Source organism: Streptomyces bottropensis ATCC 25435 (genome assembly GCF_000383595.1).
Classification (GTDB): domain Bacteria; phylum Actinomycetota; class Actinomycetes; order Streptomycetales; family Streptomycetaceae; genus Streptomyces; species Streptomyces bottropensis.
Window position 1 is genome coordinate 3,071,655 of record NZ_KB911581.1, and the last position, 15,738, is coordinate 3,087,392.

Annotated in this window: 13 protein-coding genes; 4 read left to right on the top strand and 9 right to left on the bottom strand. The window is 71.1% G+C overall.

Features of this window, described 5'->3' with window-relative positions:
* Window positions 1–111 precede the first annotated feature (111 nt).
* From STRBO_RS0113470 to tkt, 8 genes are all read right to left on the bottom strand, one after another.
* Window positions 112–1,029 carry an ATP-binding cassette domain-containing protein gene (locus tag STRBO_RS0113470; RefSeq protein WP_020114313.1) on the bottom strand — a complete coding sequence of 306 codons (918 nt, stop codon included), beginning with the start codon at window positions 1,027–1,029 and terminating at the stop codon, window positions 112–114.
* 4 nt (window positions 1,030–1,033) lie between these two features.
* Window positions 1,034–2,110, bottom strand: coding sequence for an ABC transporter permease (locus STRBO_RS0113475; protein WP_020114314.1), 1,077 nt, complete (start codon window positions 2,108–2,110; stop codon window positions 1,034–1,036).
* Window positions 2,110–3,114, bottom strand: a complete 1,005-nt coding sequence (locus STRBO_RS0113480; RefSeq protein WP_005484776.1) for a sugar ABC transporter substrate-binding protein — start codon at window positions 3,112–3,114, stop codon at window positions 2,110–2,112. The genes STRBO_RS0113475 and STRBO_RS0113480 overlap by 1 nt, the downstream gene beginning before the upstream one ends.
* A 1,115-nt stretch (window positions 3,115–4,229) precedes the next feature.
* The gene (gene gnd, locus STRBO_RS0113485; protein WP_005484775.1) at window positions 4,230–5,108 is read right to left on the bottom strand and encodes a phosphogluconate dehydrogenase (NAD(+)-dependent, decarboxylating); all 879 of its coding nucleotides are present in this window, start codon (window positions 5,106–5,108) and stop codon (window positions 4,230–4,232) included.
* Between the two features lies 1 nt (window position 5,109).
* A complete protein-coding gene (gene opcA, locus STRBO_RS0113490) occupies window positions 5,110–6,060 on the bottom strand; it encodes a glucose-6-phosphate dehydrogenase assembly protein OpcA (RefSeq protein WP_005484774.1) in 951 nt (316 codons plus the stop codon).
* Window positions 6,057–7,586, bottom strand: a complete 1,530-nt coding sequence (gene zwf, locus STRBO_RS0113495; protein ID WP_005484773.1) for a glucose-6-phosphate dehydrogenase — start codon at window positions 7,584–7,586, stop codon at window positions 6,057–6,059. The genes opcA and zwf overlap by 4 nt, the downstream gene beginning before the upstream one ends.
* Window positions 7,583–8,764, bottom strand: coding sequence for a transaldolase (tal, locus tag STRBO_RS0113500; protein WP_005484772.1), 1,182 nt, complete (start codon window positions 8,762–8,764; stop codon window positions 7,583–7,585). The genes zwf and tal overlap by 4 nt, the downstream gene beginning before the upstream one ends.
* A 19-nt stretch (window positions 8,765–8,783) precedes the next feature.
* Window positions 8,784–10,862, bottom strand: a complete 2,079-nt coding sequence (tkt, locus tag STRBO_RS0113505; protein ID WP_020114315.1) for a transketolase — start codon at window positions 10,860–10,862, stop codon at window positions 8,784–8,786.
* Window positions 10,863–11,236: 374 nt separating this feature from the next.
* On the opposite strand from tkt, the gene STRBO_RS0113510 reads away from it, so the two are divergent.
* The 4 genes from STRBO_RS0113510 to STRBO_RS0113525 all read left to right on the top strand — a co-directional run bounded on the left by STRBO_RS0113510 (window position 11,237) and on the right by STRBO_RS0113525 (window position 14,651).
* Window positions 11,237–12,193 (top strand): heme o synthase, encoded by a 957-nt coding sequence (locus STRBO_RS0113510; RefSeq protein ID WP_005477902.1) that lies wholly within the window; start codon window positions 11,237–11,239, stop codon window positions 12,191–12,193.
* 146 nt (window positions 12,194–12,339) lie between these two features.
* Window positions 12,340–12,702 (top strand): hypothetical protein, encoded by a 363-nt coding sequence (locus STRBO_RS0113515; RefSeq protein ID WP_005477901.1) that lies wholly within the window; start codon window positions 12,340–12,342, stop codon window positions 12,700–12,702.
* Window positions 12,703–12,757: 55 nt separating this feature from the next.
* A complete protein-coding gene (locus STRBO_RS0113520; RefSeq protein WP_005477900.1) occupies window positions 12,758–13,864 on the top strand; it encodes an amidohydrolase family protein in 1,107 nt (368 codons plus the stop codon).
* Window positions 13,865–13,883: 19 nt separating this feature from the next.
* The gene (locus STRBO_RS0113525) at window positions 13,884–14,651 is read left to right on the top strand and encodes a nucleotidyltransferase domain-containing protein (RefSeq protein WP_005477899.1); all 768 of its coding nucleotides are present in this window, start codon (window positions 13,884–13,886) and stop codon (window positions 14,649–14,651) included.
* A 27-nt stretch (window positions 14,652–14,678) separates the two neighbouring features.
* Here STRBO_RS0113525 and STRBO_RS0113530 read toward each other — a convergent pair whose 3' ends face one another.
* Window positions 14,679–15,692 carry a COX15/CtaA family protein gene (locus STRBO_RS0113530; RefSeq protein WP_005477898.1) on the bottom strand — a complete coding sequence of 338 codons (1,014 nt, stop codon included), beginning with the start codon at window positions 15,690–15,692 and terminating at the stop codon, window positions 14,679–14,681.
* Between the last annotated feature and the right edge of the window lie 46 nt (window positions 15,693–15,738).

Below are 15,738 nucleotides of genomic sequence, written 5' to 3' on the forward strand. Positions count from 1 at the left end.
CGAGCGGCACTTCGCGGCCCCCTGGGGCCGGGCGCCCCGGGATCGGTGCCCGGTGCCCGACCATGGACGCCCACCGGCGGGGGTGGGGGCGGTGGATGCCGGCGCCGCCCGTCAGGGCGCGGCCGTGTCTCCCTTGCCGGCCCCCTGTGCGGTGAGCTCCTCCGCTTCGGGGAGCCCTTCGACGTCGACACCGCGGACCTGGGACAACTCATGCTTGAGGGAGGCCAGTTCGGCGCCGCCGGCCATGTGGTTGGTCAGTTCGTCCAGGCCTACCTCGTCACGCGAGGCGTTGAGTTCCATGGTGCCGAGGCGCAGGACGCTGAAGTGGTCGCCGACCATGTAGGCGTGGTGGGGGTTGTGGGTGATGAAGATGACGCCGAGGCCGCGGTCGCGGGCGGCGGCGATGTACTTCAGCACCACACCCGACTGCTTGACGCCGAGGGCGGCGGTGGGCTCGTCGAGGATGAGGACGCGGGCACCGAAGTAGACGGCGCGGGCGATGGCCACGCACTGGCGCTGACCGCCGGAGAGAGTGCCGATGGGCTGGTCCAGGTCGTCCAGGACGATGCCCATCTTGCGCAGTTCGGTGTCCGCGGTCTCCTTCATCCGGGCGATGTCCAGACGCCGCACGGGCCAGGGGCCCTTGGTCGTCTCGGAGCCGAGGAAGAAGTTGCGCCACACCGGCATCAGGGGGACGACGGCGAGGTCCTGGTAGACGGTGGCGATGCCGGCGTCCAGGGCCTCGCGCGGGGTGGAGAAGCGCACCGGCTCGCCGTCGACGAGGACCTCGCCCTCGGTGTGCTGGTGCAGGCCCGAGATGATCTTGATCAGCGTGGACTTGCCGGCGCCGTTGTCGCCCAGGACGCAGGTGACACGGCCGGGGTGGACAGTCAGGTTCACACCGTGCAGGGCACGGATGTTGCCGTACGCCTTGCCGGCGTCGCGCAGTTCGACGATCGGGCGGTCCTCGCCCTCGGACGGGGCGTCGGGGAGGGTGGCCCCCTGGGTTCCGGACGCGTTCTTCGTCATCGGGTCACCTCCGGGTCGCCGTGCGCTGGATGTACTGGTTGATCAGGACGGCGCCGAGCAGCATCACGCCGAGGAAGGCCTTGAACCAGTCGGGGTTCCAGCCGGCGTAGACGATGCCCTGCTGCACCATGCCGAACATGAAGGCGCCGAAGACCGGGCCGATCGCCGAGCCGGCCCCACCGGTCAGCAGACAGCCGCCGATCACGGCCGCGGAGATGTAGATCAGCTCCTGGCCCACGCCCTCGCCGGACTGCACGGTGTTGAAGGTGAACAGCTGGTGCATGCCGACGAACCAGGCGCCGAGGCCCACCAGCATGAACAGTGAGATCTTGGTGAAGTTCACGGGCACACCGACCGCCCGCGAGGACTCCTTGTTGCCGCCGACCGCGAAGATCCAGTTGCCGTACCTGGTGCGCAGCAGCATCCAGGTGGCCAGGGCGGCGAAGACGAGCCAGTAGACCACCGTGATCTTGACCTGGACCCCACCGACGTCGAAGGTCGACGCGAAGACCTTCTTGGCCTGGGCGAAGCCGTCCATGTCGCTGATGTCGTCGGTGGCCACGTTGCCGGTGACCAGCTTGGTCACCGCGAGATTGACGCCCTGCAGGCCCAGGAAGCTGCCCAGGGTGATCAGGAAGCTGGGCAGTCCGGTCCTGACGACCAACCAGCCGTTGAAGAAACCGATCGCGAGGGACACGACGAGCGCCAGGGCGGTGCCGACCCACACGTTCACACTGAGCTGGTAGCTCAGCATGCTCGCGGTCAGCGCCGAGGTGATCACGGCGACGCCGGCCGACAGGTCGAACTCCCCGCCGATCATCAGCAGGGCCACCGGAATCGCCATGATGCCGATGGTCGACGACTGGTAGAGCACGTTCGCCATCGAGGAGCCGTCGCGCACCGGCGGCGCCGCGACGAGGAAGAACACGTACACCGCCAGGGCGCCGAGGAGGACACCCACCTCGGGGCGGGCGAGCAGCCGGAGGGCCAGGGGCCTCGCGGTGGTGCGCCCGTCGGTCTCCTCGGGGCCGGGGGCCGGCGGTGTGGTCACCGCCGGCTCGGCATGCTGGGTCACACTCATCACCGCGTTCCCTTGGCGGCGAACTCGGCGACGGCGTCCACGTTGTCCTTGGTGATGAACGCGGGGCCGGTCAGGACGGGGGCCGTGCCGCCGCCGCTGAAGTTGCCGTTCGTCCGGTACAGCCACAGCGAGTCGACCGCCAGGTAGCCCTGCAGGTACGGCTGCTGGTCGACGGCGAACTCGACCTGACCGCTCTGGACGGCCTTGACGAGGTCCTTGTTGAGGTCGAAGGTGGCGACCTTCGCCTTGCCGCCGGCGTCGGAGAGGGACTGGACGGCGGTCAGGGCGATGGGGGCGCCCAGGGTGACGACCTGGTCGATCGAGGAGTCCTGCTTGAGCTTGGCGGTGATCGTCGACTTCACCGACGGCATGTCGGTGCCGTTGACGTAGAGGACGTCCGTCTTGCCGCTGAAGCCCTTCTTCAGACCGGCGCAGCGGGCCTCCAGCGCCACCTGGCCCTGTTCCTGGATGACGCACAGGGCGTGCTTGGCGCCGAGGTCGTTCAGGCGCCCGCCGAAGGCCTGGCCGGCGATGTTCTCGTCCTGGCCGAAGTACTCCAGCAGGCCGAGCTTCTTCCAGTCGTCGACGCCGGAGTTGAAGCCGACGACCGGGATGCCCGCCGCGGTGGCCTTGGCGATGACGTCCTTCAGCGCGTCGGGCTTGGCGGCGGTCAGGGCGATGCCGTCGACCTTCTGGTCGATCGCGTTCTGGACCAGGTTGGCCTGGTTGCCGGCGCTGGGGTCGGAGGAGTAGACGAGCTTGATGTTGTCCTTGGCGGCCGCGGCCTGGGCGCCCTTGCGCACCAGGTCCCAGAAGGTGTCGCCGGGGGAGGCGTGGGTGACCATGGCCACGGTCATACGGGGGGTCGTGGCCTTGCCCGCGGAGGCCGCCTCGCCGCCTTCCTCGGCCTTCTTGCCGCCGCTGCCACTGGAACAGGCGGCGAGCGTCAGGGTGCCGGCGAGGAACGCGGCGGTCAGGGCGGCGGCTCGGTGGTTTCTGTGCATGTCCCTTGCACCTCACTGTGCTGGTCAGGGTGGGAAATGGGATGACGGCTCAAGAAGGGCCCGGCCCGGCGTGCTGGCCGGGACGCGTGATCGGGGGTTGCCGTGTGCGGCGGAACGGTGTCGTCGTCGGCGGCGGTGGGTGTGTGCCGCCTGTTCTCGGCCGTCTAGAGCGCGTTACTAGCGCGCTCTAGAGCACGTACTATGAAACGGCCCCGAGGTGATGTCAAGAGCTTTGTCAGGACGTATCGACAAGGTTGCCGGGTGGTCACGACACGGTGGAGACGCCGCTCGTCCCGTGGACGGCGGCCGGGGCGAGGCGGTATGCGAGGGCCGGTCCCTGCCGGTGGTCTTCGGCGGTCGCGCCGTCGTCCCCAGGCGTGTCCGGGGGACTCCGTGCGGGCTGCCGGGTGGACCCGGGCGGGGCGGTTCGGCCGCCGCAGGCTCGCGGGGTCGCGATGACAGCGCACACCTCCGCATGGTTCGGCGGTCGTCCCACCGGTCTGGCCGGAAGACGTCGCGGACGGCGCGGACGCCGCGGGGGCAAGGGGCGCCACGGCGCACGGGCGCAGGGGCGTGGTCGGGTGACGGTCGGGGGCCGGGCCCGTGGCCCGCCCGCCCGTCGTGGCCGCACGGATGCGGGACGTCACCGCCTCGTGGGTGCCTCACCGGACCGGACCGCGGTGACGGTGGAGGCGGGAAACGGTGCGCGGCCGTCCGCCGTCCGCCGTCGTTGGGCTGGTGGGCTGGTGGGCTGGTGGGCTGGTGGGCCGGTGGATCGGTGGGTCGTGGTGCTCCGCCACGGGGCCGCCGAGCGCGTGAGAGGCGGGTCCTCCGGCGGCGGTCACCTCACCGCTGTGCTCCCGGGGCGAGCCGGTGGGCCCGGACGGCCGCCGGGAGCACTTCCAGGTGCCGTCGACGGTTCACGGTCAGCCGCGCACGGGCTGCCCGGCAGGGGCCGCGTCATCGGGCAGGGCCCGTCGCGAAGCACGGACGCGGATCAGGAGGGGGCGCGAGAGGACCTTCCGCGTGCGGCTCCCCGCGCCCTTCCGAGCGTGGTTCCCCGCGCCCTGGCGGGCGCGGGGAACTCTCCGGTCGGCGTCGCGGAGCGCTGTCGCCTACTTGTTCGACTCCACCGCGTGCCCGCCGAACTGGTTGCGCAGCGCGGCGATCATCTTCATCTGGGGGGAGTCGTCCTGACGGGACGCGAAGCGGGTGAACAGCGACGCGGTGATCGCCGGCAGCGGCACCGCGTGGTCGATGGCGGCCTCGACGGTCCAGCGCCCCTCGCCCGAGTCCTCGGCGTAGCCGCGCAGCTTCGCCAGGTGCTCGTCCTCGTCGAGCGCGTTGACGGCGAGGTCCAGCAGCCAGGAGCGGATGACGGTCCCCTCCTGCCAGGAGCGGAACACCTCGCGCACGCTCGTCACCGAGTCGACCTTCTCCAGCAGCTCCCAGCCCTCGGCGTAGGCCTGCATCATGGCGTACTCGATGCCGTTGTGGACCATCTTGGAGAAGTGCCCGGCGCCCACCTTGCCCGCGTGGACATAGCCGTACGGCCCCTCCGGCTTGAGGGCCTCGAAGATCGGCTGGAGCCGCTCCACGTGCTCCTCGTCGCCGCCCACCATCAGGGCGTAGCCGTTCTGGAGCCCCCACACGCCCCCCGAGACACCCGCGTCGACGAAGCCGATGCCCTTCGCGCCCAGCTCGGCGGCGTGCTTCTCGTCGTCCGTCCAGCGGGAGTTGCCGCCGTCGACGACCGTGTCGCCGGGCGACAGCAGCTCCGCCAGCTCGTCGACGACCGACTGCGTGGCGGCGCCGGCGGGCACCATCACCCAGACCGTGCGCGGACCGTCGAGGCGCTCGACCAGTTCGGCGAGGCTGCCCACGTCGGAGACGTCGGGGTTGCGGTCGTAGCCGACGACGGTGTGGCCGGCGCGGCGGATCCGCTCGCGCATGTTGCCGCCCATCCTGCCGAGCCCGATCAGACCGATCTGCATGTCAGTTCGCTTCCTTCTGTGCGTCGGGGGTGGGGGCCTGCCGGTCGCCGCCACGCAGGGCGACGGCGTACATCTCGTCGGCGTCGAGACGCCGCAGTTCCTCGGCGATCAGCTCGGAGGTGGGGCGCACCTTCAGGGCCAGGGTGCGGGACGGCTGTCCCGGCAGCGTGAGGGTGGCCAGCGGGCCCTCGGGACGGTCGATGACGACCTCGCCCCGGGCGGTGCCGAGGCGCACGCCCGTCACGACCGGCCCGGCGGTCAACACCCGCTCGACGGCCACGCCGAGCCGGGCCTCCAGCCAGCGGGCCAGCAGTTCGGCGCTCGGGTTGTCGGCCTCGCTCTCCACGGCGGCCGAGGTGATGGTCTCCTTGGCCTGGTCCAGGGCTGCCGCCAGCATGGAACGCCACGGCGTCAGCCGGGTCCAGGCGAGATCGGTGTCGCCGGGGGTGTAGGAGGCGCGGCGCTGCTCCAGCGCGGCGAGCGGGGACTCCACGGCGTACATGTCGGTGATCCGGCGCTGGGCCAGCGCGCCCAGCGGGTCCTTCGCCGGGTTCTCCGGCGCGTTCACCGGCCACCACACCACCACCGGCGCGTCCGGCAGCAGCAGCGGCAGGACCACGGAGTCGGCGTGGTCGGACACCTCGCCGTAGGTCCGCAGTACGACCGTCTCGCCGGTGCCCGCGTCGGCGCCGACCCGTACCTCGGCGTCCAGGTGCGACTTGGTGCGGTCCTTCGGGGTCCGGGCGTGCCGCTTGATGACGACCAGGGTGCGCGAGGGGTGCTCGTGCGAGGCCTCCTCGGCCGCCTTGATCGAGTCGTAGGCGTTCTCCTCGTCCGTCACGATCACCATCGTGAGGACCATGCCCACGGCGGGCGTGCCGATGGCCCGGCGGCCCTTCACCAGGGCCTTGTTGATCTTGCTTGCCGTGGTGTCCGTCAGGTCGAATTTCATGGCCTGCGCCAGCTCCGTCCGTCTCGTGCGAGCATCTCGTCCGCTTCCTCGGGGCCCCAACTGCCCGAGGCGTACTGCGCGGGCCTGCCCTGCTTGGCCCAGTACTCCTCGATCGGGTCGAGAATCTTCCAGGACTCCTCCACCTCCTGGTGGCGGGGGAAGAGGTTGGCGTCGCCGAGCAGCACATCCAGGATCAGCCGTTCGTACGCCTCCGGGCTGGACTCGGTGAACGACTCGCCGTACGCGAAGTCCATGGTGACGTCCCGGATCTCCATCGAGGTACCCGGCACCTTCGAACCGAAGCGCACGGTCATCCCCTCGTCCGGCTGCACCCGGATGACGACCGCGTTCTGCCCCAACTCCTCGGTGGCGGTGGAGTCGAACGGGGAGTGCGGCGCGCGCTGGAAGACCACCGCGATCTCCGTCACCCGGCGGCCCAGCCGTTTGCCGGTCCGCAGGTAGAAGGGCACCCCCGCCCAGCGCCGGTTGTCGATGCCGAGCTTGACCGCCGCGTACGTGTCGGTCGTCGAGGAGCGGTCGATGCCCTCCTCCTCCAGGTAGCCGGGCACCCGCTCACCGCCCTGCCAGCCGGCCGCGTACTGCCCGCGCACGGTGTGCCGGCCCAGATCCTCCGGCAGCCGTACCGCCTTGAGCGCCTTCAGTTTCTCGGTCAGCAGCGACTCCGCGTCGAACGCGGCCGGTTCCTCCATGGCGGTCAGGGCCAGCAGCTGCAGGAGGTGGTTCTGGATGACGTCACGGGCCGAGCCGATACCGTCGTAGTACCCGGCGCGACCGCCGATGCCGATGTCCTCGGCCATCGTGATCTGCACGTGGTCGACGTAACTGCGGTTCCACAGGGGCTCGTACATCTGGTTGGCGAAGCGGAGCGCCAGGATGTTCTGGACGGTCTCCTTGCCGAGATAGTGGTCGATGCGGAAGACCTGCTCGGGGTCGAACACGTCGTGCAGGACCGCGTTCAGCTCGCGGGCGCTGGCCAGGTCGTGGCCGAACGGCTTCTCGATGACCGCGCGCCGCCAGGATCCCTCGGGCGGACTGGCCAGCTTGTGCTTCTTGAGCTGCTTGACGACCTTCGGGAACATCTTCGGCGGCACCGAGAGATAGAACGCGAAGTTGCCGCCCGTGCCCCGGGAGCTGTCCAGCTCCTCGACGGCCTCGCGGAGCCGCTTGAACGCCTCGTCGTCGCCGAAGTCGCCGGGGATGAACCGCATCCCCTCGGCGAGCTGCTGCCAGACCTCCTCACGGAACTCGGTGCGGGCGTGCTCGCGGACCGCGTCGTGCACGATCTGCGCGAAGTCCTCGTCCTCCCAGTCCCGGCGCGCGAAGCCCACCAGCGAGAAGCCCGGCGGCAGCAGGCCCCTGTTGGCCAGGTCGTACACGGCCGGCATCAGTTTCTTGCGGGACAGGTCACCGGTCACCCCGAAGATGACGAGCCCGGACGGGCCCGCGATCCGGGGCAGCCGGCGATCGTCTGCGTCCCGGAGCGGGTTGTGCCACTCGGCGGTCATTCCCCATCAACTCCCTTGCTGTTCAGCGACTTCGCCACCATGTCCGACAGCTCCTGCCACGCCGCCTCGAACGCGGCGACACCCTGGTTCTCCAGCAGACCCACGACCTCCTCGTAGGAGATGCCGAGCGCCTCCACGGCGGCGAGGTCGGCACGTGCCTGCGCGTAGCCGCCGCTCACCGTGTTCCCGCGGATGTCGCCGTGGTCGGCGACGGCGTCGAGCGTGGCCTCGGGCATGGCGCTGACGGTGCCGGGCGCGACCAGCTCGTCCACGTACAGGGTGTCCTTGTACGCCGGGTTCTTCACGCCGGTCGAGGCCCATAGCGGGCGCTGCTTGTTGGCGCGGGCCCCGGCGAGGGCGGTCCAGCGGCTGCCGGGGTGCGCGGTGTCGCCGGCCTCGCCGAACACCTCCTCGTACGCCTCGTAGGCGAGCCGCGCGTTGGCGAGCGCGGCGCGGCCCCTGAGGGCCAGTGCCTGCGGTGTACCGAGCAGCGTCAGCCGCTTGTCGATCTCGGCGTCGACGCGGGAGACGAAGAAGGAGGCCACGGAGTGGACGGCGGACAGGTCCAGGCCCGCCGCCCGTGCCTTCTCCAGGCCCGCCAGATAGGCGTGCATCACCTCGAAGTGGCGCTCCAGCGAGACGATCAGCGTGGCCTCGACGCCGATGCCGAGCCCGATGACCTCGGTGATCGCCGGGAGGCCCGCCCTCGTCGCCGCGATCTTGATCATCACGTTGGGGCGGTCGACGAGCCGTACGAGCTGCCTGGCCTCGGCGACGGTCGCGGCGGTGTCGTGGGCCAGCCGGGGGTCGACCTCGATGGAGACCCGGCCGTCCCGGCCCGCCGTCGCCTCGTACACCGGACGCAGGACGTCGGCGGCGGCGCGCACATCGGCGGTCGTCATCATCCGGACGGCCTCGTCGGCCGTCACCCCGCGCACGGCGAGGTCGCCGAGCTGCTCCTCGTAGCCCTCCCCGGAGCCGATGGCGGCCCGGAAGACGGACGGGTCGGTCCGCACGCCGACGACGTGGCGCTTCTCGACGAGCTTGGCGAGGTGGCCGGAGGAGACGCGGGTGCGGGAGAGGCCGTCGAGCCAGACGGAGACGCCCTCGTCACCGAGGCGTTCCAGGGGGTCCGTGGCGGTGTCCGCCACGGCTGTTTCGGTGGTCACAATGATCATCTTCCTTCAGGCGCTCGCGTCAACCGCGCACGGCGGTGAGTGATTCCCTCGCGGCGGCGACGACGTGCTCGGAGGTGAAGCCGTACTCGGCGAACAGCGTCTTCGCGTCGGCGGAGGCGCCGAAGTGTTCGAGGGAGACGATGCGGCCGTGGTCACCGACGTAGCGGTACCAGGTCAGACCGATCCCCGCCTCGACCGCCACGCGGGCCTTCACGGACGGCGGCAGCACGTGCTCGCGGTATTCGCGCGGCTGTTCCTCGAACCACTCCACCGACGGCATCGACACGACCCGCGTCCCGACCCCCTCGGCCTCCAGCCGCTCCCGGGCGCCGACGGCGAGCTGCACCTCGGAACCCGTGGCGATCAGGATCACCTCCGGGGTCCCGGTCGAGGACTCCTGGAGCACGTAACCGCCCTTCGCCGCCCGGGAGTCGGGCGCGTACGTCGGCACGCCCTGCCGGGTGAGCGCCAGCCCGTGCGGGGCCGGGTCGGTGGCGTGCCGCCGCAGGATCTCGGCCCAGGCGATCGCCGTCTCGTTGGCATCGGCGGGGCGGACGATGTTCAGGCCCGGGATCGCCCGCAGCGAGGCCAGGTGCTCGACCGGCTGGTGGGTGGGGCCGTCCTCGCCGAGACCGATGGAGTCGTGCGTCCACACGTACGTCACCGGTAGCTGCATCAGCGCCGACAGGCGTACGGCGTTGCGCATGTAGTCGGAGAACACCAGGAACGTGCCGCCGTGGATACGGGTGTTGCCGTGCAGCGCGATGCCGTTCATCTCCGCGGCCATGGAGTGCTCACGGATGCCGAAGTGGATCGTGCGCCCGTAGGGGTCCGCCTCCGGCAGCGGGTTGTCCGCGGGGAGGAACGACGACGTCTTGTCGATCGTGGTGTTGTTGGAACCGGCGAGGTCGGCGGAGCCGCCCCACAGCTCCGGGATCACCGCGCCCAGCGCCTGGAGGACCTTGCCGGACGCGGCACGCGTGGCGACACCCTTGCCCGTCTCGAACTCCGGCAGATGCGACTCCCAGCCCTCAGGCAGCTCGCCCGCGCTGATCCGGTCGAACTCCGCAGCCCGCCCGGCGTTGCCGTCACGCCACTCCTGCAGCCGCTTGTCCCAGACGGCACGCGCCTCACGGCCCCGCTCACCCAGCGCGCGCGTGTACTCGATGACCTCGGCGGCGACATCGAAGCTCTTGTCCGGGTCGAAGCCCAGCACCCGCTTGGTGGCGGCGACCTCGTCCGCGCCGAGCGCCGAGCCGTGCGCGGCCTCGGTGTTCTGCGCGTTCGGCGCCGGCCAGGCGATGATCGAACGCATCGCGATGAACGAGGGCTTGTCGGTGACCGCCTTCGCCGCCTCGATCGCCGCGAACAGCGCGACCGGGTCGAGGTCGCCGTTCTCCTTGGGCTCCACCCGCTGCACGTGCCAGCCGTAGGCCTCGTACCGCTGGGTGACGTCCTCGGAGACGGCCGTCTCGGTGTCACCCTCGATGGAGATGTGGTTGTCGTCCCACAGCAGCACCAGATTGCCGAGCTTCTGGTGACCGGCCAGCGAGGACGCCTCGGCGGAGATGCCCTCCTGCAGGCAGCCGTCACCGGCGACGGCGAAGACGTGATGGTCGAACGGCGACTCCCCGACAGCGGCTTCCGGGTCGAACAGCCCGCGCTCGTAACGGGCGGCCATCGCCATGCCCACCGCGTTGGCCACCCCCTGGCCCAGCGGCCCGGTCGTCGTCTCGACGGCCTTGGTGTGCCCGTACTCGGGGTGGCCCGGGGTCTTCGAACCCCACGTGCGGAAGGACTCCAGGTCCTCCAGCTCCAGGCCGAAACCCCCCAGGTACAGCTGGATGTAGAGGGTCAGGGAGGAGTGGCCGGCGGACAGGACGAACCGGTCACGGCCCACCCAGTCGGGATCGGCGGGGTCATGGCGCATCACCTTCTGGAAAAGGGTGTACGCGGCGGGCGCAAGGCTCATCGCCGTCCCCGGATGGCCGTTGCCGACCTTCTGGACGGCGTCGGCGGCCAGGATCCGGGCGGTGTCGACGGCCCGCTGGTCCAATTCGGTCCACGCGAGGTCTGTAGTGGTCGGCTTGGTGCTCACCCTGGGTCAGGGCTCCTCTCCACATGTCTCGTGCCGGTGTTCTTCACGGCACCGGCCGTTGTCGAGCCTACCCCCGTAGGAACGCGCATTTTTTCGAGTCATTACAGACTGCCGGGACTGTGTCCCGTCCGCCTCCCGACCAGTGGTTCGCATGCTGAGACCAGGGGGTTCCGCTGTTCGACATCTGAATACGGACCCGCTCATCCGACTGCTCAACGCAAGTGTGTCCGGCCCGCCGCGGGGCACCCACAAACACGACCCCACCCCCTTGAAAGGCTGGCTCTGGGCAACGTCTACAGTGGCGTGGTACGCGCGAGCCGTCACGGGGAGTTCACATCCGGAGGCTTGCTGAGGAGTCTCTGTCAGGGGTGTGCGTGACGGCCGTCGAATCCCGTCCACCGGGCGTGCTGGGCGCGAGCAGCACGAGCAGCAGCCGGGGTCAGCGGCCGATCGGGGCCCGCGTCATGGCCTTCGTGGCGCTCACGAAGCCGCGGATCATCGAACTACTGCTGATCACCACGGTTCCGGTGATGTTCCTGGCGGAACAGGGTGTCCCGGACCTCTGGCTGGTGCTCGCCACCTGCGTCGGCGGTTACCTCTCGGCGGGCGGCGCCAACGCGCTCAACATGTACATCGACCGGGACATCGACGCGCTCATGGAGCGCACGTCGCAGCGCCCCCTGGTCACCGGCATGGTCACCCCGCGTGAGGGTCTGGTCTTCGGCCTCACCCTCGCGGCCGTCTCCACCGCCTGGTTCGGACTCCTCGTCAACTGGCTGTCCGCCTGGCTGTCACTCGGGGCGCTCCTCTTCTACGTCGTCGTCTACACGATGATCCTCAAACGGCGTACGTCGCAGAACATCGTCTGGGGCGGCATCGCCGGCTGCATGCCGGTCCTCATCGGCTGGTCCGCCGTCACGAACTCGATGTCGTGGGCCGCGGTCATCCTCTTCCTCGTCATCTTCTTCTGGACTCCGCCGCACTACTGGCCCCTGTCCATGAAGGTGAAGGACGACTACGCCCGGGTCGGCGTCCCGATGCTCCCGGTGGTCGCCTCCAACAAGGTCGTCGCCCGTCAGATCGTCCTCTACAGCTGGGTGATGGTGGCGGTCTCCCTGATGCTGACCGTGCTCGGCTACACCGGCTGGTTCTACACGGCGGTCGCCGCGGTCACCGGCGGCTGGTGGCTCTGGGAGGCGCACGCCCTCCAGACCCGCGCGAAGGGCGGCGCGACCGGCGGCAAGCTCAAGGAGATGCGCCTGTTCCACTGGTCGATCACCTACGTGTCGCTGCTCTTCGTGGCGGTCGCGGTGGACCCCTTCCTGCGCTGAGGCGCGCCCCGTGAGGGGCGCGGGGAACCGCGCGAGCAACCACGACGGGCGTCACGCACCCACTCACCGCGACGTACGACGGCGAGTGGCGAAGCCCACTCGGGCCACCATCGCCGCTCGCACTACCCATCGGTAGCATCCTGACCATGTCAGACACGAAGCAGGCAGACGAGGCCAGGGAAGCCAAGGCCGCCGCGAAGGCCGAGCGCCGAGCGACCCAGCTGGCCAAGCAGATCGGCACCTTCGCCAAGGCTCACGGAGGAGCCGAGGCCCAGGTCGCCTACATCGGCCAGATCGGCGCCCGGATCGTCCTGGTCGGCGAGGACGGCGGCTGGGGCGACCTCGTGGCCCCCACCCACGCCATCGCCGAGGCCGCCGTGCGGAAGGCCGGCGTCACCGTCCACGAGGACTTCGACGGCGAGTTCGCGGCCAAGGTCACCACCGGCCCCTACGAGTGGTCGCGCATGGCCGGAATCCAGGTCGGCGGTCCGAAGAACAGCAACACCTGAGCCCGGCTCGCCCGTTAGGCCCCGTGAACGACGGAGTCGGCCTCGGGGAGCTCGGATGATCGAAACGCCGTCCCTCGTGGACCAGTACTGCCACGGCGTACTGCGCACGGAGCTGGGCCTCGGCACCTTCGAGGCCCACCTCGCGCGCAGCGAGGGCCCGCCCGCGCCCGGCACCACCTTCTTCGACACCCAGACGGGTTTCGCCGTACGCCGCTGGTGCCCGCCCCTGCTCGGTCTGGAACCGCACTGCCCGCCGGCCCGTTATCTGGCCCGGCGCCGCGAACTGGGCGTCCTGGAGGCCGGCCGCAGACTCCTGCGAGGCAGCGGCATCACGACCTACCTCGTCGACACGGGGCTGCCCGGCGACCTCACGGGGCCGGGCGAGATGGCCTCCACCGGAGAGGCGGACGCCCACGAGATCGTCCGCCTCGAACTGCTCGCCGAACAGGTCGCCGACACCTCCGGCACCGTCGAGTCGTTCCTGGCCAATCTCGCCGAGTCGGTGCACGCGGCCGCCGCGAACGCCGTCGCCTTCACCTCGGTGGCGGGCGTACGGCACGGCCTGGCGTTCGCGCCCGAGCCGCCCGGCCCGGGAGAGGTGCGCGGCGCGGTGGGGCGCTGGCTCGCGCACCGGCCGGTCGGCGGGGCGCTCACCGACCCCGTCCTCCTGCGCCATCTGCTGTGGATCGCCGTCGCCTCGGGCCGCCCCCTCCAGCTCCACGCGGGCCTCGGCGAACCCGGCCTGCGCATCGACGCCACCGACCCCGTCCTGCTCACCGACTTCGCCCGCGCCACGGCGGGCCTCGGCACCGACCTGGTCCTGCTGCACGGCTACCCGTACCACCGTCAGGCGGCCCACCTCGCCGGGGTCTTCCCGCACGTCCACGTCGACCTGGGCGCCGAACTCGTGCGCACCGGCGCCCGGGCCGCCGCCGTGCTCGCCGAGGTCCTCGAACTCGCCCCCTTCGGCAAGCTCCTCTTCTCCAGCGGCGCCCACGGCCTGCCCGAGCTGCACGTGGTCGGGGCCCGGCTGTTCCGTGAGGCGCTGGCCCGGGTGCTGGGGACCTGGGTGGCGGAGGGCGCCTGGTCACCGGTGGACGCACAGCGCGTGGCGGGACTGATCGCGGCGGGGAACGCCCGGCGGGTGTACGGGCTGGAGTGAGTGGGTGAGACTGGCCCGCATGACAGACAGCGACACGACCGCCGGCTTACCCGCGGCCGCAACCGAGACCGCGGCCCTGGTCGGACGCTTCCTCGACGAACTGCGGGACCTCTCCCCGCTCGCCGTCTGGGCCCACGGCTCCCTCGGCGGCGGCGACTACCAGGAGGGCCGCAGCGACCTGGACCTGATCGCCGTCGTGGAGGGCCCGGTCACCGCCCGGACCGCCTGGCGGGCGGGACGCCTGCACGCCCGCCTGCGCCACGCGCCGCAGGCGGCGAACCTGCACTGCACGTACCTGACGCCTCCCACGGCGGCCGACGCCGGGCGCCCGCACCTCACCTGGGCGCACGAGCGGCTGTTCCGGCGCACGGTCACCCCGGTCACCCGGCGCGAGCTGCACACCTTCGGTCTCGTCCTGCACGGCGAACCGCCCGGGGCGCTGCTGCCACCGGTCTCCGACACCGAGCTGAACGCCTTCGTCGTCCGCGACCAGCGGGAGTTCTGGCGCCCGGCGCTCGACAAGGCCCACCTGTGGGACCGGGACATCTGGGTCGACCTCGGGCTGCTCACCTTCGCCCGCGCCACCGCCACCCTGCGTGAGGGCCGGCTGATCTCCAAGCGCGAGGCCCTGGACCTGCTGCCCACCCTGGGCGCGCCCGTCGAGGTGGTCGAGGACATCAGGCGGCGCCGGTACGGGCAGCGGACCGAGGAGGTACGGCACCGGGGCGAGCTGACCCGCCGGTTCCTGGCCCCCGCGATCGACGACCTCGTACGGACCTACGGCTGACGCGGCGGGCGCGGGCCCGTCCCGGACTCAGCCGTGCGCGGCGACCGGCGTCTCCGTGACGGCCGGTCCCGGCGCGTCCGTCTCGTCCGCCGGGCGTTCGCGCAGGGACAGCAGGACGCGCAGGGTGGCGATCCACACCAGGCAGGAACCCAGCATGTGGGCGCCGACCAGGATCTCGGGGAGGTCGGTGAAGTACTGGACGTAGCCGACGGCGCCCTGGGCGAGGAGGACCAGGAACAGGTCGCGGGTGCGGTCCAGCGGCGCGCGCGGGGCGTCCACCGCCTTCAGGACGAACCACAGGGCGAAGGCCAGCGTCACCACGATCCAGGCCAGCACCGCGTGCAGCTTGGTGACGTTCTCCCAGTTCAGCGGGATGCGATGGACCTCGCTTGAGTCACCCGCGTGCGGGCCGGCGCCCGTGACGACCGTGCCCACCGCGATCAGCAGCAGCGTGACACCTACCAGGATCGCCACCAGCTGCCGCACCGCCTGGCCGACCACCGGACGCGGGGCGGTGTCGCCCTCGCCGGTGCGGTGCCACATCACGGCGGCCACGGCGATGAGCGCGGTGGAGAGCAGGAAGTGCGCGGCCACCGTGTACGGGTTGAGGCCGACCAGGACGACGATGCCGCCGAGCACCGCGTTGCTCATGACGACCCAGAACTGCGCCCAGCCCAGCCGGGTCAGGCTGCGCCGGTACGGCTTCTGCGAGCGCGCGGCGACGATCGCCCAGCCGACCGCCGCGCACAGCACGTACGTCAGCATGCGGTTGCCGAACTCGATGTAGCCGTGGACGCCCATCTCACGGGTCGCGGTGAGCGAGTCGTCGGTGCACTTGGGCCAGGTCGGGCAGCCGAGGCCCGACCCGGTGAGCCGCACGGCACCGCCGGTCACCACGATGACCACCGCCATGACGAGGGCGGCGAGGGCCGCCCGGCGGACCGTTCTGGGGTCCGGGGTCCAGCGGTCGGCGATGAAGGCGAGCGGGTTGCGCGCAGCGGAGACGAGGTCGTCGCGGGTCGGTTTCGGCACGCCCACCATGGTAGGCGTGCCGCTTGTGCACGCGTTCACGAGGGTATGGCCGGGG